The organism is Legionella longbeachae, from assembly GCF_004283175.1.
Taxonomy (GTDB): Bacteria; Pseudomonadota; Gammaproteobacteria; order Legionellales; family Legionellaceae; genus Legionella; species Legionella longbeachae.
The window spans coordinates 128,692-155,679 of record NZ_RXNW01000011.1 but is presented as its reverse complement, the minus strand read 5'-3'; the positions used below and the strand labels follow the sequence as shown (position 1 = coordinate 155,679).

The following is a 26,988-nucleotide window of genomic DNA, read 5'->3' as shown; positions in this document are numbered from 1 at the left end:
GTTCATTATAGTCGATCTGCTAGTGTTGAACTTCCTCGCCCAGCTACACTGGCGGGGATCTATGCTCTTTCAGTGCAATCTGCTGCTATTGCAAAGGATGGCGCTTTCCCAACCGTCACCTTCCGCAAAAGCGGAAGGTCTAAAATGCAATATACCTTGCAAGTAACCTCATCCTGCCGCATACCGTCAATACACTCCCGCTATTGCAAAAGATGGCGCTTTCCCAACCGTCACCTTCCGCAAAAGCGGGAGGTCTAAAATGCAATATTCCTTGCAAGTAACCTCATCCTGCCGCATACCGTCAATACCCTCCCGCTATTACAAAGGATGGCGCTTTCCCAACCGTCACCTTCCGCAAAAGCGGGAGGTCCATAATGCAACAATCTTGCAAGAAACTTCATTTTGCCGCATACCGTCAATACCCTCCCGCTATTACAAAGGATGGCGCTTTCCCAACCGTCACCTTCCGCAAAAGCGGGAGGTCTAAAATGCAATATTCCTTGCAAGTAACCTCATCCTGCCGCATACCATCAATACCCTCCTGCTATTGCAAAGGATGGCGCTTTCCCAACCGTCACCTTCCGCAAAAGCGGAAGGTCTAAAATGCAATATACTTTGCAAGTAACCTCATCCTGCCGCATGCATTCAATAGCTCCAAGTGCTCATGGTAAATATTATTTTAATATGCAAGAAACCGGGCCGTTGTCTAATTGCAATTGATTGCCGCCCATATCTGTCATAAATTGCCCAATATAAGTTTGATCAGGTTGATTAAGTTGAGCTGAAATGAAAATTCTCGGGCGATCGCGCTCATCTTGATCCATAGCCACCAAGAGTAGATTGCCATTTCTCATACTAAATTGGGCCACTTTAACTGGATAAGCAAAATCAACTTCAGGAAAATCCCCCATTTTACCAGGGACGGTAAAAGAGAGAGGGTCTGCGATACCTTGCATGTGACATATGACAGATTTTTGTGACGCCAGAGCTGTCACACAACCAGCAAGCATCAATATCAATGAAAAAATGACACATTTCATAAGTCAGATCCTTATCCCCTATTTTTTTAAAAGAATAACTGAATCTGAAAAAATTCACCATTAATTAAATCCTGTCAAGAGCATAGACAGAAAGTTTTAGTTATACTATTAAATAAGGACTATTTAGGGATACATAAGGAATAAAATGATGATCAAAGGTGCTGAACTCCTAGTCGCTGCCCTGGAAAATGAGGGTGTAGAACATATTTTCGGAATCCCTGGTGAAGAAAACCTTGACGTAGTTGAAGCACTTCGCAACTCTTCAATCAAACTTGTCTTAACTCGACACGAACAAGCAGCTGCCTTTATGGCAGCAACCTATGGAAGGTTAACGGGAAAACCTGGTGTGTGCATCACCACACTAGGCCCTGGAGCACTTAACCTTACAACTGGAGCCGCATATGCCTTACTTGGTGGCATGCCAATGATCATGATTACAGGACAAAAGGGAGTTTTATCCTCGCATCAAGCACGTTTTCAGATGGTGAATACTGTAGCGACAATGCAACCCCTCACTAAAATGTCGCGTCAAATTATTTCACCTTCGATGATTCCTACCCTGGTACGAGAAGCGTTTCACCTCGCGCAAGAAGAAAGCCCAGGCCCAGTTCATCTAGAACTTCCTGAAGACATTGCTGCTGAAAAAAGTAAAAAAATCCCCCTCATTCCACCTCATCCCATTGAATATCCTGTTGCGAGCGAGACAGCTATAAATCGTGCCGCAGAAATGATTATGCAGGCTAAGAGCCCCTTAGTCATGCTTGGTGCAGTGGCTTCACGACCCAGAGCAACTAATGCTCTTGCCGAATTTATTGTGCGTACCCAACTCCCCTATTTCACGACGCAAATGGGAAAGGGAACAGTTTCTGGAGCTACAGAATTATACATGGGTACCGCAGCACTCTCAGCACGAGATTATGTGCATGAAGCAATAGAAAAAGCGGATCTCATTATTACGATTGGACACAGTACCGTCGAAAAACCTCCTTTTATCATGGAACAATCAAACCTCAAAGTGATCCATGTAGGATATCAATCGGCTACTGTGGAACAAGTTTATTTTCCCCAAGCAGAAGTTATCGGTGATATGGGTCCTTCATTAAAATTACTTGCCGATAAAATAGAAGGAAAAATTCCTCATGCAAATGCACTTCTTCCTTTACGGGAAGGTATTTTGAGTAAAATTGCTGCCCGGGCTACTGAAAATCGATTTACCCCCCAACGAATGGTGCATGATGTTCGACAGGTCATGCCTCATGATGGAATTCTTGCACTGGATAATGGTATGTACAAAATCTGGTTTGCTCGAAATTATCGAACTCAAATGGCTAATACAATTTTACTCGATAATGCGCTTGCAACGATGGGAGCAGGCCTTCCTTCAGCAATTATGGCCTCCTTATTATATCCTAATCGTCGAGTGATGGCTGTTTGTGGCGACGGTGGTTTTATGATGAACAGTCAAGAATTAGAAACTGCTGTACGGCTTAAATTAAACCTAGTGGTACTCATCATAGAAGATAATGCATTTGGTATGATACGCTGGAAGCAGGCCATTGATCATTTCCCGGATTTTGGTATGACATTTAGCAATCCTGATTTAATTAAATATGCTGAATCCTATGGGGCACGTGGCACAAGAGTCGAAAACATTGAAAGTTTTCAATCCATTCTAGAAAATGCATTCTCAACTGGAGGAGTTCACCTTATTGTTTTCCCAATTGATTATTCAGAAAATAAACGTGTTCTTGTAGATGAACTACAACAACGACTACCTCCATCTAAATAGGAATAATGATGAAAAAAACACTGCAAATAGTGCGTGCTTTCGACCGCTCATTAATCATCGAAATTCCTACTGATGATGCTCAAGCACTTGAAATAAAGCTTAATACGGCCGTGGCGGCGCTAAAAAATCGAGATGGCTGGCTCAAGTCGCATGAGCGAATAAAGATATTGAGGCACACTGCTCAATTATTGGCATCTCAGCAAGAACGATTCGCAAAAATGATTGCTCAAGAAGGGGGAAAACCCATCACAGATGCAGCAGTTGAAGTATCTCGCGCTGTTGATGGCATAAATAATGCTGCTGACGAATTACGCCACTTTGCCGGTAAAGAAATTCCTATGGGGCTGACACCTGCAAGCGAGCATCGCTGGGCTTTCACAATCAAAGAACCCATTGGCGTTGTCGCGGCAATCTCGGCTTTTAATCATCCCTTAAATCTTATTGTGCATCAGGTAGCCCCGGCAATTGCAGTAGGATGCCCGGTGATCATTAAACCTGCAGCACCAACGCCCTTATCCTGTTTAGAATTTGTTAAGTTACTACGGCAAGCTGGCCTTGAAGAACCCTGGTGTCAAACGCTTATTACAGACGACAATAATTTATCAGAGCAATTAGTAATCGACAAACGTATCTCATTTTTAAGTTTTATTGGTTCTGCTAAAGTTGGTTGGTACTTACGTAGTAAACTTGCCCCTGGGACGCGTTGTGCCCTAGAGCATGGAGGGGCAGCACCAGTGATTGTAGATCGCAGTGCCCACTTGTCTAAAACGATTCAATCACTGGTCAAAGGTGGATATTATCACGCGGGACAGGTGTGTGTTTCAGTGCAGAGGATTTTTGTTCACCAAGATATTGCCTCTTCGTTCATGGATGAATTTGTTAAACAGATCAAGGGCCTACGAGTTGGAGACCCACAATTAAAGGAAACGGATGTAGGACCGCTTATTCACCCTCGAGAAACAGATCGTGTTCTTTCTTGGATCAATGAAGCAGTTGAAAAAGGGGCACTCTTATTTGGCGGAGGCCGTCTTTCTGAAACAACGCTGATACCGGCAGTATTATTCAATCCTCCTGCAGACGCTAAGGTATCACAATTAGAAATTTTTGGCCCAGTAACCTGTGTTTACGAATATGAAAATCTTGAACACGCTATCAATATCGCAAATTCATTGCCCTTTGCCTTCCAAGCCAGTGTATTTTCTGAGGACTTAGCGCCAGCGCTTAGAGCGGCAGAATGTCTCAGTGCCTCGGCAGTGCTTATTAATGATCACACTGCTTTTCGCACTGATTGGATGCCTTTTGCTGGATTAAATCAATCTGGTTATGGCATTGGGGGAATACCCTCAACAATGAAGGACATGTCGCAAGAGAAAATGATTATTCTAAAACGAAACTGACCCTTAGGATTAAAAAAATGTATCTGTTTAGGGCTATTTTTGACTTCTGGTCAGCCAAATCAATGCGATAACTGAGGCAGGTACTTTATTAGCCCTGTCCTTAGGCATGCTCATAACATTTTTCCGGTTTATTGATTAGTTACTGTCCCGTCATCACCACCAGCGAAACCTGCACCACCTACTGCATTTGATGTTGAAAAAATAAATTAAGATAATTGCAGCTCCCTGGAAGAAATAAAAATTTCTTATCTGCAAGTCAAAACCATCAACGGGATAGTGATTGAAATAAGTTAACTATTCCTCAAGTAGTACAATTTGGAATGCACTGTTAATCGGTTTGTCACTAATTTATATCAATCAACTCGGCTTTCTGATTCCAATACGCTCAGAAACCAAGCTCATACAAGTAACAAAATAATTAAAATCAGAATCAGTACCCCCACTCCACTACTCGGGTAGTATCCCCATTCTCTACTATAAGGCCATCTGGGAAGCAAACCAATTAATAGTAAAATTAATATAACAAGTAAAAGTAAGTGCATGATTAAATTCCTTTTTTATAGGACTTCGAGCTCAAAATAAATATTCTGGCTCCTGCCTCTATTAACTAAAGTTGGACACGTATTCCCTTAAAATTATTAAAGTACATAAGTCAAGTTTTGTAAAGATTGGTGAATTTTTATAACAATATCATGTGATAATCTGTAAAAAATTTGAAAATAAAGGAGATCTTACCTAATATTTTCTTAATAATTGATAAGTATACTTGCGCTAAAATAAAGCCTTGGAGAATATGCATGTCTGCAACTAGATCATTAACTAACTTTTATGGTTCTTTTTTTTGGAAGTGTGGCGAAGTAGCCATATATCCATATTTATTGACTATGGGAGCTTTCATTGATTCTAAACCCAAGGAAGAAGATCTTATTTTAGGAATCGGTGTTTGTCTGTTTTTATCAACAGTTGTTCCGGTTTTACCTGCAATTACCTCCATAACATTTGCAATTGCTTCATTTGGCATAAGCCTTGCACTCGCATCAATGTTTGTCACGTATCCTCTCGCCCTAATTTCCGATGCATTAGACTCTACTAATTCAGAGCATCGCATGGCAATTTGAGAGTAGCTCTACCGATCTACTTTGGAACCTTACTCAAAAGAGAGGGGGTTCCAAATATCACATCAAGTAGTTAAGGCAAGGCAAAATGCCAATTCAATGCCCTGGATAAACCTTCCAACATAATTTCACCCCGGATACTATTTCCTTTAGCATTAACTTTTGGGCTTAATACCACAATACCCGCTTTTCCAGGAACAACCGCAATCGTATAGCCAGACACCCCGCTTTTTGCAGGCATCCCAGTTTTAACCATATGTGTACCGGTTTCATCATATAAGCCACAAGTTGCCATAATTGCTAAGGCAATCTTACAGGTTTCAACAGAAATAATTTGCTCGCCACTATCAAAATCTACGCCCCCATTTGCGAGCAAAGTAGGTAAGAAAAGCATTTGCTCTAATTTTGCCTCATAGGAACATAACGTAAAATACAAATCTAATGTTTCCTGAATGTCCGCCCCAAGATTATTTCTGCTCTTTAAAATATATGCAAGCGCACGGTTACGATCACCGGTTCGTTTTTCTGAGGCAAAAACCAAAGGATTAATACTGAGGCGTTGATTAAATAATTTTCGCACCCAATTCTCTAACCATCGAAATTGTTGCTCCCCTGTGCCTGGAATGTGAGAACATAAAGTGATAGCACCGGCATTCAACATAGGGTTTGACGGTTTTGGACCAAATTGTTCCAAGCGAGTAATGGAAGCGAAATCATCACCTGATGGTTCAACCTTAACCCATTCAAACAATTCCTCCCCATATTCTTCAAGAAGCCCTATCAATGGGATCATTTTAGCTGTACTTTGCAAGGTTATCGGGAACAGAGTGCTATTACTATAAGAAACAGACTCTTTCCCTATAGGTTGCACAGCTATTGCTGTCAACTCTTGGTTCACATTTGCAAGTTCAGGAATATAATCTGCGGTTTTACCTTCTTGATTTAATTCAGCAAGGCGGACCAGATCTTCTAATAAGCTGAGTGTAAGTAATTTTGTTGCCATAAGACTCTTAAAATGAAAAATAACTAATTATGCTAAATTTAGCATATGAAGCAAATAAATTTACAAAATGCAAAATTTTATTTTGATAAAATAAGGTGCATTGATAATTCATACTCCTTAAAAAGAAAATATTGGTTTAAATTAAATTTTTATATAAAGTATTTTTTCGAGACTCTTGAGCCCGTTATAGCATAATAACTTAACGTCAGTTATGGATAAGAATTTTATTAGAACCAGAGTCTACCCGGCTCCAGCAGGACTGAGGAAATGCATCAGCATCGTCATGAAACCTTAATACGAGCATTCCTCGGCCAGAACGAGCTGAAGGCATAATTCTCTTTCTTATCCATAACTCCGTAACTTAGGGTAAAAAATGAAATTAATAATCAAAATTTTTATCTTGTTCTTGGTAACATTTTATACATATGCCCAGAAAGTGAATGTCTATTTACTTTTTGATGCCCCAAATCTCTCCAAATCTATTGAAGAATTTAATATTTATTTAAAAAAAAATAAATTTCTAACTCGTTATCACATCGAGCCTTTTTTATCTCATCATCCCTTACATATTACCTTATTTTTAGCAGATTACCCTGAAGAGCATATCAATGAACTCCAAAAACGGGTTTCCAAAATAGCGAGGCACTGGCATCCAATCCAAATTAAAACAACCCAGCTCGTTGTCGTTGGGGGATATGTGATGTTGGATGTTGACAATTCAAATCAAGCCAATGGCCACAATCCTGAATTACAGCGATTAAGTGACCAAATAACTATGGAATTAACTGAGTTGCGTAATTTCAAGGCGCCAACACCAGGTTGGACAACATCAATGCCTGACAAAAGAAAAGCTTTTTTACGCTATGGTAGTCCAAATGTATTTTTTGAATACAACCCTCATTTTACATTAATGGCAAAACATTTCATCGATCCAATCCAGGCAAAACAATTTCAACAGGAAATGTCCCAACTTATTCAATCCTATAACTTTCCCAAAATTCTCTCGCAATCATCTGTAATTGCCATTGGCTACGTTGATTCTTTTGGCCAAATTACCCAAGAAATCCAAAGGATTAATTTAAATACCCTATCAGAACCAACCAAAACAAATCTGAAGTCTTTTCCCTAAATGAAATAGTTAATTGCAAAAACTCCAGATACGAATTTAGAGGAATTAGGCCCGGTTACAGAAAACCATACTCCACCAATAACACCCAAGTTTGAGGTAAAATTATATTCAAGGGCGGGGGCAAATGAAACTTGATCATTAGCGCCTCCCCCTACACCCGCTGTTGCAGTACCTCCAGGAGTGAAACCAGGGCTACCCTCAAATTGACTTTCTGGGCTATGTGCATACAATACTTCAAAAACAGGTACCCAATTTTGGTTTAATGTATATTCAATAGCAAAGTCAACAGAATATGCATTTTTAAGTCTTACCCTGCCTTGGGTTTTAGACCCTCCACCGAAAACATTTGAACCGTGGACAATAACATCGCTGAACTTTACGCCAACCAGGCTCAATCGCGTACGTAAAAAATGTTCGTTTTTTAACTGCATCAACTTTTGGAAATTAAACCCAAACAGTGTTTGAAAAGCACCTAAGCCCGTCTGATCTGTACCCAGCTTCTTAGGATCTAAATTTTCGTAACGTCCCGTAGGAAAAACTTCCTGTACCACAAAACGCAAATCAGGAAGCCAAGAGTTGTCTTGTTGTCGCAAGACCTGCATTCCTAAAGCCAAACTGTAGTCGCCTATACCGTTCCCATGTACACCATTAACCCAACTATAATCATAAGGAATAGAGGTTTGTAAGTCTAAAAAACTAGCAATTCCCACACTAATAATTGGAACCCCCTCAATATTTCTATAGCCTTTAGGATAGCCAGTAAAAAAACCATAAGGCTCAATATTAACATGCCCCAGGGGTATTGTTTTACCTGCTGGCGCGAGCAAAGGCCCGGTAAACCATGGACTTGCAAAAGCTATATTCACCACAGACAATAAAAATATGAGTCTTATAAAATACATAGTGAGTTGATCTCATTAAAAAGTTAGAATTTATAGGGTTTATTGATCGCTTTGATCTAAATCAAATTGCCAACAGCCCCCCTTCCCTAAATTAAAGGAGTGTATTTTCAGTGTATTACATAAAAATTCAGTTAAGGTTTTACTAGACGTAAAACATTTTTGCAATGCTGTCAACAGCTTTTAAAAATCAATTTATCAGCATCCACCAAATAGATTCTATTTTTTACAATGAAGCAATCATTCATGTTGATACATGTTATCTTTAACTTCATGTAAATAGGCCATCACATTCTCAAATTCATCTCCATTAAAAGGGAAACCAAAATAATGTGATACTTTGATTGCCAAATCATAAAACAGTTCACACATTTTGAATAATGAGGCCCACATATTTTTAAAATCTGCATCAACATAGGTCTGTAAAAAAGTTTGCCATACTTTGGGCTCAAGATAGTTTTCAATATATTTTCCATAAACGCCTAACGATTTATTAAAACCAGTTTGGATTCCTATATACCAGGTTAACATCCGAATGAGCTCTTCTTTTAATACCTGCTCTGAAACATGTTTTGTGTAGGTGATCTGTTTTCTCCAAAGCCCCTTGGCTACATAAGTGCTTACCCATAAAAATTCATTACAACAATCAAAATAATCCTTTGCTGTAGGCGGTTTTGGTAAATAATCATTATCTGATGGATCAAAAGACTCAATCAACTGATCTTTATCAAGTAGTAAAATACTTTGACTGTCCCGAGGCATGGTTTTTAGGCGATTGATATGCAATAACGTGAGATCTATTCTATTCCAATCTTTAAATTGCATTAAATAAACATATTTGTCTTTAGACCTAGGCCAGTTCCCATCCATTTCCTCAGGCATTTGCATGATGAGTAACTCACCAAAATGCCGTACCCAGTTTTTATCATCAACAAAGGGTTCTACATCTGTGACTAAATATACGATATCATAATCTTGAAAAATATCTTTTTTTGCAGACGGGCTTGCTCTTGAGCCGTTCATAATCACTGCTCTAATTCTTTTATCATTTTTTGCTGCCTGGACAATGAGATTCAGCATTGTTTTTTCATCGCGTCTATTTTTCATAGTCATTGAGTCAAATCTGTTTATAAAGAGAGGTGTCTTAAAAGGATTGGTTCTATGAGATGATTATTCTAACTTATTCTAAAAAACTAATCTGCCCCCTTTAACCTATTTGTATACTCCATGCAAAAAACTCGGGGTTCGAAAAGGGGTAATGACCATTAGCACCTGACCCCCGTGTTAAAGTGCATACCCTTAGGATACTGATTGCCAACACACTCCTATCCTTTTAAAACAATTATCCAAATTCTTGTTCCAAACCCTGAGCTTGGATTTATGCAATTGAAGCTTATCCAGCGATGTTGTATCCTGAACCTTGGAATATAATTGTTTTTATAGGATATTTTCTCTCATAGGGTTAGAGAGGTAATTGTCAATATCTTTAGTTTGTGAACAGGGAAAAGTAATGACTGCGATTAAAATATACAAAAAAATTACTATAATTATCTATTTTTTAGGATCCACACTCCTTCTTTGCTCTTGTGCAAAAACAACAAATCCTAACACGCAGAATGTGGGTGTTGGTGAAGAATATGGCAGCAGCGATTATGGATGGCGCTAACTTCCAAACCATCCTGTTTTTTATATTAAAACCTTAATTGAGCAATAAGTGTTTTAGCAAGACCAATGAGAAAGACTTTAAAAAATATGCCATCTGTCAGTCAAAGCTGTTGGTTGGAAAAATTAAAAGAGTTCTCACCTGCCAACAGCCCCTAAGTATTTGTTTAAATTAAGCCTTTGGGTAAGCTTGAGGGCTCCTCTCGTTTTAGATTTATTTCTGAAGTATTCTCTTGCTGTTGTGTTCCCTGTAATTCAACATCCCTACTGACTCTTGCATCTCTAAATGTTTTATCTAACATAGCAAGTTTTAAACTTTCTAAAGTTAACGATCCCGGTTTAAAATACATCCCTATGTTTTGACGTATATCGGGCGGAAGTTTTTTTAAAACTCCTGCCGCTTGCTTATAATCCCGTTTATCTAAATGCTCTTCGAGTATGGACATATTGTCCCATTGTTCTTTACTGAGAGCCCCCCACCTCATATTAATTTCAGCGTCACTGTCATACGCATCAAATATTGGTCTAGATACATTACTTAATGTAGATTGGTAGGCTAAATTAATCAAATGATCGGGAGTATCCATAGTAAATTTTGCTAGAGCATTTTCAATTTGCTCCTGGGTAGCCCCCTCATTTCGTAATTCACCTTTAGTTTTTTCATGAATTCGGGCAAGTTTCTCTTCTTTGGAAACAGACATTTTCTTATCTTTGGCCATTAATTGCTGTATCATTTGGGCTTGATTAGATACCCCAGTTGCTAATAATAGTCTTTCATTTTTTGAAGCTTTAATTTGCTCCTCTGCTTTTTTACGCTCAGATGGAGAATCAACATCTAGTGGTTTCATCGTCCTTTGCTGCCTCTCTTGTTCGATTTGCCTGTTGATTAGCAGTTCGCCAGCAGTTATTGCCGCTGTGATCTGCTTTGCTTTTTTTCCATCTGATACACCTTTTGCAGCAAATCCAGCAGCGATTAATGCAGTAACTCCAGCAGCAATACCTAAGGGAGGCAAGAAGAGTATTGCAGAAGCAATCAGCGCTACAGTTGCAACAGCTGCAACGACAGATAGTATTTTAAATGCGATGCTGCTTTTATTTTTTGAAGCAACCATTGCCCCCGTGGCCGCTTTAAAATCATTAAGCGCTTGCTGCTTTAAAGAAGATCTTGAGTTAGAGTCTAAAGCTTGATTCGTTGCCTTAAGTAAAGGGTCAATATTTTTATTCGGATTTTGATTCAATTCATTGATTAATTTAGCCTGCATCACATAAGGGCTGGTATAAATTACATAAGTAAATTCTCCTTTACTATTTTTTGTTTCTTCCAGGTATGGAAACTCTTTTGCAAGTTCATTAATGATATTTTTTTTGGATTTAATGGTTACTCGAGACACATTATAAATATTTTTCTCAAGTGACATTGAATCCATCTCAATGTTCAATCTGGAAATTTTTTCATGGTATCCATCCAGATAATAATTTTTAGGAAAAATACATTCTTGAAAAGTATCACTTGCCAAAGCTTCAGCAACCGTTACGTCGCGCCGGTTGGCAATATGGCCTGTTTGCTCATCGATGATTTTTGATCCCAATCGGACTATTTGCCCATCTCTAAATGTAAAGCCGCCATCCGTACAATCATATTCTTCAAGTGAATTAAAATTGTTATTTCCAGTACCATTATGATGAAATCCATCATCAAGAGGTGGAAGACGGCGATTAAAATCACCACAAAAAAAATGATTTGTAGTGTCCTGTAACGTTTCAATTACAACCGGCTCACCCTCTTCAGCAGTAGTTGCATGAGGGATATGACCATTGGAGATAGTAATGGCCTCACCTTGATAGTTAAAATTTGTTGAGCTTATTGTATTTTTAGGATTTTCTTCATTTTGCTCATCAGCTAAAGTAAGCTTGCCCATATCCCATAAAGTTGCAATATTTTTACCATTACCCGAAAATATAAGCCCCCAACCATCCCCTAATTCTTTTTTTAATTTATTAGCAAAATCTTCGGAAGTTTCCTGTAATAAAAGAATTGGCTTTCCCGACATTGCTTGATTTTTTAACGTTCTAATGAGCCTTTGTTCTCGCTCAGCATGCATTCGAACCATTATTTCCTTGGCATCCTCACTTTGTGATTCGTTTGCTTCTTTAAAGCTATTAAGATTATATTTTGTTTCCACAACCCCCTTCCATAAACTGCTTTGCACCGTATTATCTTTATCACGAATATTATTAACCATTAAGGGACCGGTTAATGCAACATTATAAGTCACTAAGTCAAGTGTATTACCTTTTTCCGTAGTACAACTAACAAGTTGGGGTTTATGATCGGAATATACTTCATCCCAAGTCGATACCTGTGGATGGGCGATAAAATCCTTAAGTCTTAAATCTGCCCTATTTTTGGGATGAACATAAAAGGGTAATAAATTTGATGTTGGCTCTGCCCCAGTCGGGATTTTAAAGTCATGCTTCTTAAAAATATCCAAGATAGACTTAATGCGGCCATCTTTTTGAGCCTTCGACAATTGGACCAGCCATTTTTCTTGTTCTATCATTAATTTTAGTTCGGATCGTTGAACCTCATTTTTTGATAATTCATTCAATATACTATCAAATAGTACAAGATTATTTAGCTTTGGATTTGATAAATAATTATCAATAGCAACCATGAGATCTTTAATTGTGGCCATACGTCATACAGTTTGTTAATTAAGATTCACAAATTATAACACTTAGTGCTGCATTATTAATCAAAATATTTGAATTTTTTACACTGCTTTAAAATACCCCAGATAATTTTAGAACGAAAAACAAGCGCTTAAAAACGTTTAATGTTCGCAAGTATCTATGATGCAATTTATTTTGTGAAATAAACTAAGCGTGTTGACCATTTACCCCCACCTCCTGGAAACCCTGCTATGCAATTTAGTCATTCGCATATCCTGAAATATAGTGTCTCTATTTGAGTTCTTACCCAATAGAGAATTTTCCAAAAATTTTTTAAAGGCTTACAAATAATCTTTCAAGGTGATATCTTATTACTTAACGTTAGGTCACCCAATGTGAAATAGGGCTTTTATTCGATTATTGCGCTTAAAAATGATCTTTTAACACCCAAACCCCATCCATTGAACGAGCCTAATATAGAGAAGCAAGCATATTTTGTTGGCACCGCGCCTAAAATATAATGACATTTCTCTCATTCTATTTACCCTGGAAAAAAAACAGGATTCGAAAGAGAATAGTTTTTTCCAGATCATACACATGAGTTAAGGAACAATATGGCATGGATCTATTTATTTCTAGCGGGACTTTTGGAAGTAGTATGGGCAGTAAAATTAAAAGATACTGAAGGTTTTTCCAAGCTTTATCCTTCACTGATAACCCTTGTTGCCATGGTGTTAAGTTTTGCATTCCTTGCCCAATCCTTAAAAACATTACCTATTGGCACAGCTTATGCAATTTGGACAGGGATAGGGGCAGTTGGCGCAGTTATTTATGGCATTTATTTTCTTGGGGAACCCACTTCTTTCATACGCATTGGCTGCATTGGCTTAATCATCATTGCTATAATTGGGTTAAAGCTATCCCACGGCTCCTAAGAAAGTGAGCCTTTGTGCATCCCTGGAATTTGTTAGCCACAAACCGATGCTTGATTTAATCGTGGGTTTTCAGCTTGGTACCTAAGACCACATGCATCAATGAATAATCGATAGGTATATGAAACAAAAATGGCTTTACTTTTACATAGTTGCTTCATAGAATAAATAACTCTTAAACTATATTTTTAGCCTCTTTACGGAAGTGGTATTCTCATAAGGAAATAAAAAATGCTACAACCAGTCATCATGGCAGGGGGAAATGGCACTCGTTTATGGCCATTATCTCGCGAGCTATACCCCAAGCAGTTTTTAAATTTAGATGGCCAATATTCATTGCTGCAACAAACGGTCTTGCGATTAGATAATTTGAATTGTCACGCCCCTCTTTTTATCTGTAATGAAGAGCATCGTTTCTTGGTTGCCGAACAACTCAGACAAATTGAAAGCGGTAATTGTTCCATTATTTTGGAACCATTTGGCAGAAATACTGCCCCGGCATTGACATTAGCTGCTTTGCAAGTCAGTTTACAGGGTGACGATCCTATTTTATTAGTACTGGCAGCGGATCATCTAATTAAAGATACTACTGCATTTTATCACTCAATACATATAGCAAAAGATCTTGCCGAAAAAAATAAACTCCTGACCTTTGGTATTAAACCTACCTATCCGGAGACAGGCTATGGATATATACATCGAGGCGAACAATTAGCATCTCATGCCTACCTTGTGAATCAATTTATAGAAAAACCTGATCAAGAGACCGCCACAAAACTCATAAATGCACAAACTTATTTTTGGAACAGTGGCATTTTTATGTTTCGAGCCAGTGTTTATCTGCAAGAAATAGAAAAGTTTTCTCCCGAAATTTTTAATGCCTGTAAAGCTGCTTTTGAAAAAAGGCGGCAAGATATGGATTTCTTAAGAATTGATAAAGCAAAATTTAAAACTTGCCCAAGTAATTCAATTGACTATGCCGTGATGGAAAAAACGTCCCATGCTGCTGTTGTTGAGCTTGATGCGGGTTGGAGTGATGTTGGTTCCTGGTCAACTGTATGGGACATTGGAGAAAAAGATGAGCATGGAAATGTAGTGCAGGGTGATGTGTTAACTCATAATTCTTCAAATTGCCTCATTAAGGCAGAAAATCGACTGGTTGCAACTGTTGGGTTGGATAATATTGCCATTATTGAAACCGCTGATGCGGTACTGGTTGTGAAGAAAGAACAAGTCCAATCAGTCAAGCATTTGGTATCCTATTTAAAAGATAAAAACCGATCCGAACATGTAAACCACCGTGAAGTATTCCGCCCCTGGGGCCAGTTCGATTCTATTGATAACGGCCATCGCTATCAGGTTAAACGAATTACCGTAAAACCGGGCAAGAAACTGTCGGTGCAAATGCATCATCACCGGGCCGAACATTGGATTGTTGTTCGTGGAACCGCCAAAGTAACTAATGGGGATAAAACTTATTTGGTCAGTGAAAATGAGTCTACTTATATCCCAATTGGCCAAGTCCATGCTTTGGAAAATCCAGGAAAAATTCCTCTGGAGATTATAGAAATTCAATCTGGTGCTTACCTTGGTGAGGATGACATCATTCGCTTCGAAGATAGATATGGTCGAGAAACAGCGCAGGAATTAGTGAGCATAGATTATAACGCAATTTTCTCAAAAAACGATCAGATAGAATCTGTGTAACGAGCTCGATTGCGATTAACTTAACGAACTGGTATGGAGCGCCCCACTTAAAGAAAGTCCTTAGTTGAGCCAGAATGAAGTTGTACACGTCATTCATAAGTGGGGGATCCATAATGAGCCATAATAAAATATCAGCATCAAGTTGTAGATGAAGTAAAGAACAGCGCCAGGTGAATCGATGCCAAGCTTGCTGGTAGCAATAAAAACCTTATCATTCCCAAAGATAGAAACAAGCTCATCCGTTTGCCTGAAAATTGAGAAAGGTATACAGAGAAACATAGCCACACAGCCCAGGAAGTACTCACACATCTACATAATCATTAAAAATTCATATCCAACTATTTACCCATAATGGCTGTAAAATAAGCAGCATGACAGGAGCGGTTTGCGTTGCCTTGCAATCCAAAAGCTTGCGGGTATTAAGCCAATAACGAGTCAGTTATAGTAACGAGTATTAGTGATCCTGATGTGTTTAAAAATGGTTGATGGATATTTAACTGGATTACTGGTGTCAAAATTCATCTGGACATACGGCTACTAACAAAGCTTTATTAGGGCGTGGTGACACGCCCTAATAGTCGATAGTAAAAATTTCCCCCTAAGCCCTTATAACCTGTGTTGCAAAGAATATAGGGGATGAAATAGAAACCAGCATATTGAAAAACTTCTGAACCTCTGTAATTGGAGCATTCGATACATATAAAATATCGTGATCTTTGATTGGAAAGGATTGGGCCAAAAATAAACTTCCAGGATCTTTTAAATCGATACGATATATAACGGGTAGTTTACCATCAGGGCCAACAACTAATGGTTTTTTTGGCCAGTTTTTTAAAGCTGATACAGGTTCAAAACGAAAGATAAATACCCCCTTGGGATTAGCGCGATTGTCATCAAGCCCTCCAACACGCCCTAAAGCCTGGGCCAGGGAAATACCTTGGGCTTCAAATGGGACCTCTTGATGTTTTCCTGTAGCCCCTAATACGGTGAAACTTAAGGATTGGAAAAGTGCGGTTATTACATCTCCAGATTGTAAAACAATATTTTGTCTTGGATCACGAATCACCGTATCCAAAGGCAAAGAATATACTTTAGGGCCACGTGTAATTTGTATGGTTGTTTTTTCTATGGGCTGCTTTGTACCGTGAGCAGCGGCAAGAGCATCCAGCAACCGCTCCTTAGCGGGAGTAAGCGGCATGCGCATGCTTGAAACCACTTCACCTACTACAGTCACATTCGACGAGGCATTATTGGCAAGGCGGGCAAGAACTTGTGGTTTATGCGCTTTATCTTTTAGTTGACGTTCGATTTTTTTATTGATTTGCTGTAAATCAAGTCCAGTTACCCGCATTTGGCCTGCAAAAGGAATACTGATAATTCCCCTTTCATTGACAACTTGTCCTGGTAAAGCTGTAACTTGGCTGGTTGGCACCCCAGGAACAATCGATGTATTACTAAATAAAGTTGCAGGAGGAACCTCCCAAACATACAATTCCAGCAAATCCCCAGCGCCAATTTTATAACGATTACCTGAGTTGGATTTTAAAACATCAGAAAATAATGGCTTATGATTGTGGCGATAGAGTTGTTGGGTTATATTTTCATTTACATCTACGATTTGGATGTTGTTATAGAGTGATTGCCCTTGGCGTTCAATTTTACTGTAACTGGGGCCATTAGAAGGCATCACCGAACAACCGGTCATCATGATGGCAAATAAGCTTGAAAAAATTGGCGTTTTCCGATGTATTGTAACCTTAGCCTGGTTTTTACATGTTCGGTATTTTGAAAACTTTATCACTTTAAAAATTAACTCCTGTAAAAACTTATTTAAGTTTGCTTGTTGTAAAATTCGTAAGCTTCCCCAATATTTTCAAATGCATATAGTTTACCATTAAGCAGTACTGCTGCTGAATCGCAATGGTCCTTAATGTATCGTGAGTCATGTGATACGATTATTAAGCTACGATCTTTACGTTTTTCAAACAACTCAAATCGGCATTTATCATGAAAACGGCTATCGCCTACAGCCACTACTTCATCAATAAGAAAACAATCAAACTCTACAGCCATAGACACAGCAAAAGCCAACCGGGCACGCATCCCAGAGGAATAAGATTTGATAGGTTCCCGTAAATATTTCCCGAGTTCAGTGAAGTCTTCGACAAAAGGAATTTTCTCTTTTGCGTTGAGTCCATAAACCCTGCAAACAAACTTTAGACAATCAAGCCCGCTTTGGTTACCTTGAAAAGCCCCCCCAAAGGCTAATGGCCAGGAAACACTCATTTCTCGTTTAATTTTCCCTTTGGTTGGGCGCTCAGCGCCACTTATTAAACGAATTAATGTTGATTTTCCTGCTCCATTACGGCCAAGAATTCCAAGTTTTTTCCCCGGTTGAATCGTGAAACTAATATTGTCAATCACAGTGCGAGGACCATGACGTAAGGAATAGATTTTAGTTAAATTCTCAACGTGTATCATTCTGTACCTACATGATGACTGGCTTCATTTGTCATAGCCAAACCAATTAACAGGATAAAAGAGCACGAAAAAATTAGATAAGAAATGGAGTAATGAGTGTGCACATGGGTACCAAATGCTCCTTGGCGAAGCAGTTCCAAACCATTGACCATAGGCAAATAGAGAATCAATTTTTGGGCTGCTGGTGGGAGCCAGTCCACCATAAAAGCAGCTCCAGACAAGGGAAAAAGCACATAGGAAATAGTATGCCATACACGTTCAATGGCCTCATTTCGCTCACTAATTGAGCCAATTACAAGAGCAAGCCCTGTACCAAACCACGCTAAAAAAAACCAGCCTAATATTACTAACAAAATGTCTGCCGGAGGTGCCATCCAGCCTATACTGATAAATAAAATAGAGAGGGCAACAAAAGAAATGGTAGCCCCCGCGATCTCTATTAATATCCGCCCTAAAAATATATGGATAATTTGCACATAACAGTGGTACAGTAATCCTCCATTGGCTTTAATGGCCATGGAGCATCTGCTTGATGTATTGCGCCATAATAATACTGATGCATAGCCTGTTAGCGCAAAAGCGGTTATTGGCAAATTTGACGCGTGCATTCCCTTCATTAAAGACCAAAGACTGGTAACCGCCAGGGTAAACATCATAGGCTCAAGAGCAAACCATAAAAAACCAATATTATTACGTCCGTAACGAATGATAATTTCACGCAATAACAAAGCACTAATCACTCTTTTTTGTATTGTTAGGAAATGCACATTTTGCATAAGATGTTACTCTCTAATCAAGATGCTCTCGGAGATTAGCAATCAATAAAGTTAAAATGCCCCAAGCCATAAGTCCTAAGATAAAAACAGCAAGGATAATCTTAAATCGATGCGGCTCAAGGGGTGTATCAGGTATATTGGGTTGTGCGATATGCTCTAGATAAAGCTGTTTGCGTAACGCTTCATTCTTGGCATGATCAAAAGTAGCAAGGGCACTGATTAGCTGCTTGTCGGCAAAATCTCTATCAAGAATCAAACGCTGATATTCTTTAGCTTGGCTGGTAAAAGAGTTGCTATCCTCACTTGCAATTTTAGCCATTTCTTGGGTAATGGCGTTTCTTAACGTTTCTGAGCGTTTTCCCAAAGAAGCTATTTGAGGGTTATTCGGAGTTAAACTCTTTACGTGATATAATTGATTTTCATTTTGAACAAGCTCTTGTTGCAACCTGGAAATTCCTTCTAATTGCATCTGGGACTGGCTTTGTATATCAAATACGCCATTTCTTTGTTGAAAAGATGATAAGGACAATTTCGCCATTTTTGCTTTATTTTCTGCATCCATAAGTTCATTTCGTGCAAACCGAATCAAATCCTCTCTGGATCTGAAATTGAGTTGATTGATGAACTCCTCGCTCATTTCAAGCAACATCTTATTGATCTTATAGGTATCTTGAGGAGTAAAGGCACGAGTTTTTAATAAGGAAATTCCCGAGACACTGTCCACATCAATCTCAACATGCTTCAGATAATAATCATATAAAGCTTCAAAACTATGATCTAACCCCAGAGAATCAAAACGACTGAAAAAATCGATTTGCCTTGATTTAAAAAGCTTATCAAGAGCATAACGGTTATTAAGGATCCTTAAAGCATCGCGTGATAGAATAAAATCACGTACCGCAAAACTATCCTCACCTGAACTCGAGGTCACTGAATTCATGAGAAACGAGCCTAAATCGGTAGGTGTAGCGCGTTGTTTCGAGCTATGAACCGTAAATTTCGCTTCAGAGATATAAACATCAGAAGCCCAAAATATGTAATAGCCAATAGCGATGATGGTCGGGACTACCACAGTCCATAGTAGAATTGGATTAACCTTTCTTACATGATGGACTCTTCGCTCAATCCATGGCCAAAATTTTTTCGCTCGTGATAATTGCACCGTATTTAAAGCAAGATTCCTTGCTTTTGCCGTTAAAGCTTTCCTCGATTCCTTGCTTAACATATCATTGTTCTTTCCAATATTCTTTCTCTTTCCTGGTTATAGCTGTTGTCCAGTATAAGACTTGTTTTCTCTTCCAGATGAGTTAGTTGTATTTTAGATAATTGCTGATAACGAGCGATGGCAAGCTTACGTTTCTCCTCATAAAAGCCAGGGTCGCGATAAAATTTAATAATCTTCGAACAAAACTCCAGTGAGTTACCTAGCCCAAAATATTCTGCAGCCTCGCCTCCAACCTCAATCAGCGGCGACAAAGCAGTACATAAAACTGGCGTACCATGTTCCATAGCCTCAAGAATTGGCATACCAAATCCTTCAGAGCGAGTAGGATAAATAAATAAATAGGCATATTTATAAAGTACCCGTAACTCCTTTTCAGGAACATAACCCGTCACTATTATATGCGCTTTTTTCTTTAAACGATCAACTAAAAAATTTCTCTTGGTCTCTCCGCAAGCAATCGTTTCAAACGGAATATTATGCTTCATGCATGTCTGATGAAGATGATTAAGAGCAAAATAGATGTTTTTTTCCAATCTTCCTAAAGAGACGAGCAAAAAATATTTATAAGGCACAAGATTAAATTTTTTTAAAATACGCTGTTCCTCTTCTATCTGAAATGGAATAGAGGAAGGACATGGGGTTTTTTGAGATGTATATAAGGTATGAATATCATTATTTTTTAACTGGGGACACATTACCAGAATTTTGTTTTTTGTATCTTGAGAAGTGGCAACGAGATGTACGTGTTCAGGCCGCTGAGATATTAATTTTTGGTGTTGTTTTTCGATATTCTTTTTCATCCACCAGCGTACAAAATAATTTTTGATAATGAAGACTTTGTCCCTGGGGCGATTAGGTAATAATAAGTCATGAAGATAAACCTGGAGCTCATATCGACGAATCCCATGAATTACTATAAGGCTAAGAACACTTTTTAAATTGTACTTTTGCAGCCACTCCAATCCCATTAAATCGCTAGAGTAAATACCTTGAAATACTGTGTTGACACTCAAGTCCTGCAACTCTTTTCCAGTGATTAATGTAAAATTACTATACGTCGCCAGCAGGGATTGAATATCATGCACAAAAGACTTATCCGGTAAATAATAACCATAAACATGCCAGTCCGGATCATTTCCAATATACTTTAAAACAGACAACAAAACGGTAAAATCATTTTCACTGCCACCGTGATACACGGCCCACTTTTTAGACTGTATGAATTGCAAGTTAAACAACACTGACTTCGTCATAAGCATCTTCCTGTTGGAGTGACTCTGAACAGCTAAAACAGTGCAAACAGTGCATAACCGTTTTCTGCAAATTAAAATGTTGCATAACAAATTTATAACCTTCCTGGCCTAATTCTTTTGCCAATTCCAAATCTTGAAGTAAGGTTTCAATCGCCCTGGCCAATTGTTCACTATTTCCGGGATCGACTAATAAACCGGTTTTAAAATCTCGCACCACTTCAGGAATTCCTGATAGCCTACTGGCTATAACAGGGCGTTGCATTGCCATGGCTTCAAGTACAACATTTGGAATGCCATCCATATTATTTTTTTTATCAAGAATGGATGGCATGATTAGGGCATACGACTTTCCCATTATGCCTAAAACTTCCGGATGTGGTAAATAATTTAATAATTGCACTTGATTCTGCAATCCATGTTCTTTTATTTTGTGCTTAAGTCGTTTAAGCTCTGAACCTTCGCCTGAGGTTATCCGATCTAAAAATGGACGCTGGAAACCAACCAGATTAAGTTTCACTATAATGCCCTTTTGTTTAAGTAACCCGAGGGCATCAAGCAAATAACAAAAACCTTTCTTGGGTATTAGTCTCCCTACTGCTAATAATGGAAAATTCGATGCTATCTTGGCCGATTTAGGAAGATCCCTGAAATCAACACCATGATAAATACATTTTAATTTATTTTTGTTAATCCCAGTTGGCTGGATAATTGATTGTAAATATTTTAGATTATATTGCGTACACGTCACTATTTGTTCCGCATGGGCAATTTTTTCTACAAGAATATTTCCATCACGCCAAATATCAAATGCATGCCAAGTAGCTCCATACGGAATACCCGTAATCCGTGACAAACACATGGCTATTTCTGTAGGATAAGATGCAAAATGGGCATGAATGTATTCCATTTTTTCCTGAACTACAAACTTTTGTACCCCATAAGCAACCAATAATGCGGAAAAAGCTCTTAAACGATAAATTATATTTTTGTGATTTAAGCGAGTAATCCAAATCACATTGCTAAAAAACATGCGTGGCTTTTTGAGCCCGACAAATAACCCCTTTAACCATATTAAATAACCAAGTGAGCAAAAATGACGAGTAACAATTTCTTTTAAAGAGGCGCTCTGAACCCAGTTAGATGAAGCACGCAGAAGGGAGATAACTTTAAAGTCAACATTTTTTTCAAGAAGACCAATGAGCTCATTGTGAATAAAAGTTTCTGTCTTACGTGGAAAAAAACTCAAGAAAAATACAGTTCGTTTACTCATCGACACCAATCCTTAATGTCAAAATTTCCACAGATTACAGGCAAGAGGATTTATCAATTATCCAAAAACATATTATTGAAGAACAATAACCTAGCCTCTTTAAACAATCCAAAGGGTAATTGAAGCAACCTGGCAAGTCAAGTACTGTCATTGAAGCTCGAATTCTCATAGAATAAAGTGTACACTCCGATTTTACCTCCGTGCCTGCGCTTTCTTGCTGCGTTGCAGTAAGTTTCGAAAGGAATCTGGCATATTAAAACATTATTATTTATCCTGATTGATTCAGGTTATTTACTAGCTGTAGCAGATTTGCCAATATTATAGATAAAAATGGATATATCATTGATTGTGTAAAAAAACACTACAATATACCGCCGTAAAGGGAGAGAGTATGAAAATTGCTGTTGTAGGAACCGGCTATACGGGGTTATCAAATGCTCTTCTACTTGCTCAAAATAATGAAGTAGTTGCCCTTGATATTGTTTCTGAACGGGTGGAAATGCTTAATCAATTAGCGTCTCCTATCATGGATCCTGGGATTGTAGATTATTTAAAAAATAAAAACCTGAATTTTCGTTGTACACTTGACAAAGAAGATGCTTATTTGGATGCAGAGTATATCCTGATTTCTATCCCAACTGATTATGATCCAGCGACCCATTGTTTTAATACTCAATCAATCATTGCCGTTATTAAAGAGATTATGGAGATAAATTCAAGAGCAATTATAATCATTAAATCGACAGTACCGATTGGTTTTACCAGAAAAGCACGTGAAGAACTCAATTGTAACAACTTGATATTCTCTCCGGAGTTTTTACGCGAGGGCCATGCATTACACGATAATCTTTACCCATCAAGGATTATAGTAGGCGAACGTTCAGAGCGCGCCCAGTTTTTTGCTAATTTATTACGGGAAGGGGCACTTAAAAAAGAGATTCCTGTGCTTTTGGTTGATTCGGACGAGGCAGAGGCCATCAAGCTGTTTTCTAATACTTATCTGGCCATGCGTGTTGCTTTCTTCAATGAACTGGATAATTATGCGTTATCCTTTGGTCTAAATAGTCGTGACATTATAGAAGGGATAGTACTTGACCCACGAATCGGAGATCAGTATAAGAATCCGTCTTTTGGTTATGGCGGTTATTGTTTACCAAAAGATACAAAACAATTACTCACCGATTATGAAAATGTTCCGCAAAATCTTATCGAGGCTATAATAGCTTCAAATGCCACTCGCAAGAATTTTATTGCCAAATTAATCCTTCAGAAAAAACCTGCTGTAGTCGGCCTCTATCGATTAATTATGAAAAGTAATTCTGACAATTACCGCTCTTCGAGTATTCTTGACATCCTCGAGCAAATCAACCAGCAAAATATCAAAGTAATCATCTATGAGCCCTTACTTGATGCAGATGAATTTTGTCAAGCAAAGGTTGTAACTGATTTATCCGCTTTCAAAAACGAAGCAGAGCTAATTATTACAAATCGAAAAACAAAAGATCTCGCTGATGTTCACGATAAAGTGTTCACGCGTGACCTTTTTGACAGTGATTAACGATTTTTTCTCGAAACACAAATTTTTGCGTAGCACATGCATTGGAGCGTTTTAAATGGATTTAAACAACCCTATAAACCACTTTGTGACTTCAGGTTTACAAAATTACAAACAGCCAATTAGTCTACCCTTCGAATTACCGACAAGAATATATGGCTGTATGCTGATCATTTGGCTTTTGCGGCCACATTTGCAGCAAAAATTCCCACTTCATAAAAATAGGCCTATAGATTACCTACGCTTTCTTGCCTGGTGTGTCTTGTTTGGGCGCAGCGAGTATGCCATTCTTCGAGAACTGGATAAATGGGATGCAGAGTTATATGCCCCAATACAGCTCCCCCGTACCAAGATGGATCAATGGGGAGGGACTTTTTGTGTAGGCATGTATCTTATTGGTATAGCTCGTAATGGTTTTAGCCTCGCGCCTATGTTAAGCAGCCCAATTATCCGCAACAGAGTCGCAACCTGGTACTGGCGTGGGGGCAGACAAACTACTTATCTCATCGAAATCCCCCAATGGCAATATGCTTATTTAATGCATTTATTTGGTTCATCACAAAATTTTTTCCGTTATTTGCTCAAGAAAAAAAAATATAGGAAAAAAAATGTTATCAAGTGTGTTTATAAGAGTAATAAAGATGTACTTAGAGGATTACCATCCCAAATTCAATTTGATGCGTTATCACCAAAGCCACCTAAAATTAGTTTATTGACTCAATTTAGCGCCTTCGTCTTATCGGGTTTTTGGAAAAAAATAATGCGATTACTCCCTGCACGAATAACTCCTCCCCCCTCCCTGGCAGAAATTTCTCAAGTAATACGGCACATTAATCTTAACCGGCAAACAATTGTTCTCAATACATCCCTACATCCGTTTGGGGTCAACCTGTTTGGATATGCAAATGGAGAACTGGGGATAGGTGAAGATGTAAGGATGCTTGCACATGCATTGCACGAGGCACAAATTCCTTTTTGTGTCGTTAATATAAAGCCTGGAAAAGATGTAAGCCAATGCGATAATACTATTGATAACTGGCTTAGCGAACGGCCTCAATATGCCATTAATATTTTTTGTATGACAGGCATAGAATATACCCGTTTGATTTGCGAGCAAGGATCAATTATCTTAAATCATCGTTACAATATAGGCTTATGGCCGTGGGAATTACCAGAATGGCCTGAAAGTTGGCATCATGCCTGGAACGGTATCCAAGAAATTTGGGGTATCAGCCAATTTACCTCAAAAGCATACCATCGCGCTCCCGTTCAAGTCAGAACAATGCCTTTGCCGGTTCAAATTGATAAAATTTCATCGCACACCAGAAGGGATTTTCGATTGCCTGAAGATGCTTATCTATTTATCTTTTCCTTTGATTTTAACTCGACATTAACCCGCAAAAATCCTGCCGCACTTATAGCTGCCTTTATAGAGGCATTCCCCCTAGAAATGACTGATGTCGGCTTGGTCATTAAAGTCCACCATGCACGTGCAAATGATCCACAATGGCGAAAAATCAAACGTCAAATTTTATCCGATTCGCGAATCCACCTTGTCGAACAATCATTACGTAAACATGAGGTATTAGCCCTGTACAAGTGCTGTAACTGTTTTGTTTCACTGCATCGATCTGAAGGTTTTGGCCGAAGTATTGCTGAAGCGATGTTGCTTAATATGGAAGTGATCACCACAGGGTTTTCTGGGAATATGGATTTTTGCACCCAGGAAAAAACCGAATTAGTAGATTTTAAAATACGGCCACTTACTTCTACGGAATATTTTTTTTCCGAGGGACAACGCTGGGCGGAACCTAATGTGGAGCACGCGGCAGTATTAATGCGTAAGGTATACAATCGACACCACCATCAATCAGTTTCCCCTTCATATGACACCACGCAGTTTAGTACTTCCTATTGTGGTGAACAATACAAGCAACGATTAAAAACGATCTGGCAAAAATCACAGTGCAGACTTACACCCGAATAGTTAAATAAACTTTGGGATTGGCTTTTTGCCATTTCCGCACTTTCTTGCCAGGGTTAGAGATAGAAGATCATCACCCCCGGTAATAACAAGGAGCTTTTGAAGGTATGCTGCAAAGTCAATTTCCCAGCAAGGTTTGTTCTATTTTAGACCTTGCGCTGTTGTGATAGGTGACCATCATCTATAGATCCCATGCTTGCGCAAGGATACTCTAAGAGGCTTAAGTCGATGGCATTGAAACTCATAACATAGACGTTTTATATGCTATTGATTGTTTATGTTTTTATGATTAAAGTAAGTAGACATTTTCGAGTCTCCCCAAATTTTAAAGAAGGATCTGATGAAAAAAATTATTGTAACGGGACACCCAAAAACAGGCTATAAAGAAATTTACAACCTGCTTAAACCTTTACTGGCAAATCATGAAAATATCAAACTGGAAAAAGTTGTTTATAAGGATGAAATCCTATTAGAAGATGAAGCAGCGTTTATTTTTGTTTATTGTGCTCCTGAAATAGCCATTAATAATATTTTAGGTAAGCAGCCCGTTAATCAACAGGCATTGGAAACTTCGTCGGCCCAGCTCAGGCAAACTTATTCCAAAATATTATGGTTTTATTATCGAAATCAAGAGCGTTGTTTTTTATTAAATCCTGAAGCAATTTCAAACAATGAAGCTGATTTAATTAATCAATTAAATACCCAATTTAACATCAAATTGTCTCATGAACATTTGTCATTTGTACCAGAAGAAGAACGTTTTTCAAGTGTGGGCGCGGTATTAACTCATTTCCTGTTAGAAGATCATGCAAGACCAATTCAGGCTATTTATGACGAGCTCGAAAGTATCGCTCATATTCCTGCTATTCATGATAATATGGGATTTGAAACCAAATCAGCTGCGTATAAAGCTTATCAGGATTTACAACATCAATTAGCGCACCAAACGGCAGAAATCCAAAGGCTTGAAGAAAACACGAATCACACGCAAAAAATAGAACAAATACAACAGCAATACCAGGAACAAATTAAAAAAAATGAAGAGCAAACTCAGGAAAATAAATTGCTCGAACTGCAATTGCATCAGATTCAAGAAGA

At 38.4% G+C, this 26,988-nt stretch carries 21 protein-coding genes and 1 pseudogene; 10 read left to right on the top strand and 12 right to left on the bottom strand.

All coding sequences use genetic code 11. The features are described from left to right. Positions 1-674: 674 nt before the first annotated feature. On the bottom strand, positions 675-1,040 hold the full coding sequence (locus tag EKG34_RS12455) for a hypothetical protein (RefSeq protein WP_003634521.1): 366 nt from the start codon (positions 1,038-1,040) through the stop codon (positions 675-677). 145 nt (positions 1,041-1,185) lie between these two features. Here EKG34_RS12455 and EKG34_RS12450 point away from each other — a divergent pair, with 145 nt between their 5' ends. Further along, on the top strand, positions 1,186-2,829 hold the full coding sequence (locus EKG34_RS12450) for an acetolactate synthase large subunit (RefSeq protein ID WP_223800061.1): 1,644 nt from the start codon (positions 1,186-1,188) through the stop codon (positions 2,827-2,829). Between the two features lie 5 nt (positions 2,830-2,834). Next, the gene (locus EKG34_RS12445; RefSeq protein WP_226910775.1) at positions 2,835-4,226 is read left to right on the top strand and encodes an aldehyde dehydrogenase family protein; all 1,392 of its coding nucleotides are present in this window, start codon (positions 2,835-2,837) and stop codon (positions 4,224-4,226) included. Between the two features lie 398 nt (positions 4,227-4,624). Here the strand turns inward: EKG34_RS12445 and EKG34_RS12440 are convergent, their stop codons facing one another. After that, positions 4,625-4,768 carry a DUF3309 family protein gene (locus EKG34_RS12440; protein ID WP_035904674.1) on the bottom strand — a complete coding sequence of 48 codons (144 nt, stop codon included), beginning with the start codon at positions 4,766-4,768 and terminating at the stop codon, positions 4,625-4,627. A gap of 255 nt (positions 4,769-5,023) precedes the next feature. On the opposite strand from EKG34_RS12440, the gene EKG34_RS12435 reads away from it, so the two are divergent. Next, a complete protein-coding gene (locus EKG34_RS12435; protein ID WP_003634512.1) occupies positions 5,024-5,344 on the top strand; it encodes a hypothetical protein in 321 nt (106 codons plus the stop codon). 70 nt (positions 5,345-5,414) lie between these two features. Here EKG34_RS12435 and glsA read toward each other — a convergent pair whose 3' ends face one another. Continuing rightward, positions 5,415-6,344, bottom strand: coding sequence for a glutaminase A (gene glsA, locus EKG34_RS12430; protein ID WP_080619937.1), 930 nt, complete (start codon positions 6,342-6,344; stop codon positions 5,415-5,417). Between the two features lie 373 nt (positions 6,345-6,717). Here glsA and EKG34_RS12425 point away from each other — a divergent pair, with 373 nt between their 5' ends. Next, the gene (locus tag EKG34_RS12425; RefSeq protein ID WP_080619936.1) at positions 6,718-7,473 is read left to right on the top strand and encodes a 2'-5' RNA ligase family protein; all 756 of its coding nucleotides are present in this window, start codon (positions 6,718-6,720) and stop codon (positions 7,471-7,473) included. On the opposite strand, the gene EKG34_RS12420 is transcribed toward EKG34_RS12425, so the two are convergent. Together EKG34_RS12420 and EKG34_RS12415 are read right to left on the bottom strand one after the other, a co-directional pair. Then, on the bottom strand, positions 7,470-8,375 hold the full coding sequence (locus EKG34_RS12420) for a hypothetical protein (RefSeq protein WP_003634503.1): 906 nt from the start codon (positions 8,373-8,375) through the stop codon (positions 7,470-7,472). The two genes, EKG34_RS12425 and EKG34_RS12420, sit on opposite strands and share 4 nt — an antisense overlap. A gap of 237 nt (positions 8,376-8,612) precedes the next feature. Then, positions 8,613-9,479 (bottom strand): aminoglycoside 6-adenylyltransferase, encoded by an 867-nt coding sequence (locus tag EKG34_RS12415; protein WP_080619983.1) that lies wholly within the window; start codon positions 9,477-9,479, stop codon positions 8,613-8,615. Positions 9,480-9,882: 403 nt separating this feature from the next. Between EKG34_RS12415 and EKG34_RS18250 the strand changes: the two genes are divergently transcribed. Next, the gene (locus EKG34_RS18250) at positions 9,883-10,038 is read left to right on the top strand and encodes a hypothetical protein (RefSeq protein ID WP_003634496.1); all 156 of its coding nucleotides are present in this window, start codon (positions 9,883-9,885) and stop codon (positions 10,036-10,038) included. A gap of 163 nt (positions 10,039-10,201) precedes the next feature. Here EKG34_RS18250 and EKG34_RS12410 read toward each other — a convergent pair whose 3' ends face one another. After that, positions 10,202-12,730, bottom strand: a complete 2,529-nt coding sequence (locus EKG34_RS12410; RefSeq protein WP_080619935.1) for an exonuclease/endonuclease/phosphatase family protein — start codon at positions 12,728-12,730, stop codon at positions 10,202-10,204. Positions 12,731-13,321: 591 nt separating this feature from the next. Here EKG34_RS12410 and sugE point away from each other — a divergent pair. Together sugE and EKG34_RS12400 are read left to right on the top strand one after the other, a co-directional pair. After that, entirely contained in the window at positions 13,322-13,642 is a 321-nt protein-coding gene (sugE, locus tag EKG34_RS12405; RefSeq protein ID WP_003634490.1) for a quaternary ammonium compound efflux SMR transporter SugE, read from the top strand. A gap of 228 nt (positions 13,643-13,870) precedes the next feature. After that, entirely contained in the window at positions 13,871-15,346 is a 1,476-nt protein-coding gene (locus EKG34_RS12400) for a mannose-1-phosphate guanylyltransferase/mannose-6-phosphate isomerase (RefSeq protein WP_003634487.1), read from the top strand. A 598-nt stretch (positions 15,347-15,944) separates the two neighbouring features. On the opposite strand, the gene EKG34_RS12395 is transcribed toward EKG34_RS12400, so the two are convergent. The 6 genes from EKG34_RS12395 to EKG34_RS12370 are packed head-to-tail and all read right to left on the bottom strand — an operon-like array spanning position 15,945 to position 22,351. Beyond that, positions 15,945-17,147, bottom strand: a complete 1,203-nt coding sequence (locus EKG34_RS12395) for a polysaccharide biosynthesis/export family protein (RefSeq protein WP_202795531.1) — start codon at positions 17,145-17,147, stop codon at positions 15,945-15,947. A 29-nt stretch (positions 17,148-17,176) separates the two neighbouring features. Continuing rightward, positions 17,177-17,827 (bottom strand): ABC transporter ATP-binding protein, encoded by a 651-nt coding sequence (locus EKG34_RS12390; RefSeq protein ID WP_003634483.1) that lies wholly within the window; start codon positions 17,825-17,827, stop codon positions 17,177-17,179. Then, a complete protein-coding gene (locus EKG34_RS12385) occupies positions 17,824-18,603 on the bottom strand; it encodes an ABC transporter permease (protein ID WP_003634481.1) in 780 nt (259 codons plus the stop codon). Before EKG34_RS12385 ends, EKG34_RS12390 begins: the two co-directional genes overlap by 4 nt. Before the next feature lie 13 nt (positions 18,604-18,616). Next, positions 18,617-19,828, bottom strand: a complete 1,212-nt coding sequence (locus tag EKG34_RS12380) for a KpsE/RkpR family capsule polysaccharide export protein (RefSeq protein ID WP_003634479.1) — start codon at positions 19,826-19,828, stop codon at positions 18,617-18,619. Beyond that, positions 19,822-21,081 carry a glycosyltransferase gene (locus tag EKG34_RS12375; protein ID WP_080619934.1) on the bottom strand — a complete coding sequence of 420 codons (1,260 nt, stop codon included), beginning with the start codon at positions 21,079-21,081 and terminating at the stop codon, positions 19,822-19,824. The genes EKG34_RS12380 and EKG34_RS12375 overlap by 7 nt, the downstream gene beginning before the upstream one ends. After that, positions 21,059-22,351: a glycosyltransferase family 4 protein gene (locus tag EKG34_RS12370; protein ID WP_012979500.1), complete on the bottom strand. Its 1,293-nt coding sequence runs from the start codon at positions 22,349-22,351 to the stop codon at positions 21,059-21,061. The genes EKG34_RS12375 and EKG34_RS12370 overlap by 23 nt, the downstream gene beginning before the upstream one ends. 391 nt (positions 22,352-22,742) lie before the next feature. On the opposite strand from EKG34_RS12370, the gene EKG34_RS12365 reads away from it, so the two are divergent. The 3 genes and pseudogenes from EKG34_RS12365 to EKG34_RS12355 form a co-directional block, all read left to right on the top strand. After that, positions 22,743-23,909: a nucleotide sugar dehydrogenase gene (locus EKG34_RS12365; RefSeq protein WP_003634473.1), complete on the top strand. Its 1,167-nt coding sequence runs from the start codon at positions 22,743-22,745 to the stop codon at positions 23,907-23,909. Positions 23,910-23,964: 55 nt separating this feature from the next. After that, complete coding sequence (locus tag EKG34_RS12360; RefSeq protein WP_003634472.1) at positions 23,965-25,893, top strand: glycosyltransferase; 1,929 nt, start codon at positions 23,965-23,967, stop codon at positions 25,891-25,893. 337 nt (positions 25,894-26,230) lie between these two features. Beyond that, positions 26,231-26,988, top strand: a pseudogene (locus tag EKG34_RS12355) (hypothetical protein); the annotation flags it as partial.

What these genes read in the sequence shown, in the direction of transcription:
- EKG34_RS12360 (WP_003634472.1), top strand. Translation starts at nt 23,965, where the DNA reads ATGGATTTAAACAACCCTATAAACCACTTTGTGACTTCAGGTTTACAA.
- EKG34_RS12425 (WP_080619936.1), top strand. Translation starts at nt 6,718, where the DNA reads ATGAAATTAATAATCAAAATTTTTATCTTGTTCTTGGTAACATTTTAT.
- EKG34_RS12390 (WP_003634483.1), bottom strand. Translation starts at nt 17,827, where the DNA reads ATGATACACGTTGAGAATTTAACTAAAATCTATTCCTTACGTCATGGT.
- EKG34_RS12455 (WP_003634521.1), bottom strand. Translation starts at nt 1,040, where the DNA reads ATGAAATGTGTCATTTTTTCATTGATATTGATGCTTGCTGGTTGTGTG.
- EKG34_RS12435 (WP_003634512.1), top strand. Translation starts at nt 5,024, where the DNA reads ATGTCTGCAACTAGATCATTAACTAACTTTTATGGTTCTTTTTTTTGG.
- EKG34_RS12450 (WP_223800061.1), top strand. Translation starts at nt 1,186, where the DNA reads ATGATGATCAAAGGTGCTGAACTCCTAGTCGCTGCCCTGGAAAATGAG.
- EKG34_RS12375 (WP_080619934.1), bottom strand. Translation starts at nt 21,081, where the DNA reads ATGACGAAGTCAGTGTTGTTTAACTTGCAATTCATACAGTCTAAAAAG.
- sugE (WP_003634490.1), top strand. Translation starts at nt 13,322, where the DNA reads ATGGCATGGATCTATTTATTTCTAGCGGGACTTTTGGAAGTAGTATGG.
- EKG34_RS12385 (WP_003634481.1), bottom strand. Translation starts at nt 18,603, where the DNA reads ATGCAAAATGTGCATTTCCTAACAATACAAAAAAGAGTGATTAGTGCT.
- EKG34_RS12420 (WP_003634503.1), bottom strand. Translation starts at nt 8,375, where the DNA reads ATGTATTTTATAAGACTCATATTTTTATTGTCTGTGGTGAATATAGCT.
- EKG34_RS12365 (WP_003634473.1), top strand. Translation starts at nt 22,743, where the DNA reads ATGAAAATTGCTGTTGTAGGAACCGGCTATACGGGGTTATCAAATGCT.
- EKG34_RS18250 (WP_003634496.1), top strand. Translation starts at nt 9,883, where the DNA reads ATGACTGCGATTAAAATATACAAAAAAATTACTATAATTATCTATTTT.
- EKG34_RS12380 (WP_003634479.1), bottom strand. Translation starts at nt 19,828, where the DNA reads ATGTTAAGCAAGGAATCGAGGAAAGCTTTAACGGCAAAAGCAAGGAAT.
- EKG34_RS12370 (WP_012979500.1), bottom strand. Translation starts at nt 22,351, where the DNA reads ATGAGTAAACGAACTGTATTTTTCTTGAGTTTTTTTCCACGTAAGACA.
- glsA (WP_080619937.1), bottom strand. Translation starts at nt 6,344, where the DNA reads ATGGCAACAAAATTACTTACACTCAGCTTATTAGAAGATCTGGTCCGC.
- EKG34_RS12410 (WP_080619935.1), bottom strand. Translation starts at nt 12,730, where the DNA reads ATGGCCACAATTAAAGATCTCATGGTTGCTATTGATAATTATTTATCA.
- EKG34_RS12400 (WP_003634487.1), top strand. Translation starts at nt 13,871, where the DNA reads ATGCTACAACCAGTCATCATGGCAGGGGGAAATGGCACTCGTTTATGG.
- EKG34_RS12445 (WP_226910775.1), top strand. Translation starts at nt 2,835, where the DNA reads ATGATGAAAAAAACACTGCAAATAGTGCGTGCTTTCGACCGCTCATTA.
- EKG34_RS12415 (WP_080619983.1), bottom strand. Translation starts at nt 9,479, where the DNA reads ATGAAAAATAGACGCGATGAAAAAACAATGCTGAATCTCATTGTCCAG.
- EKG34_RS12440 (WP_035904674.1), bottom strand. Translation starts at nt 4,768, where the DNA reads ATGCACTTACTTTTACTTGTTATATTAATTTTACTATTAATTGGTTTG.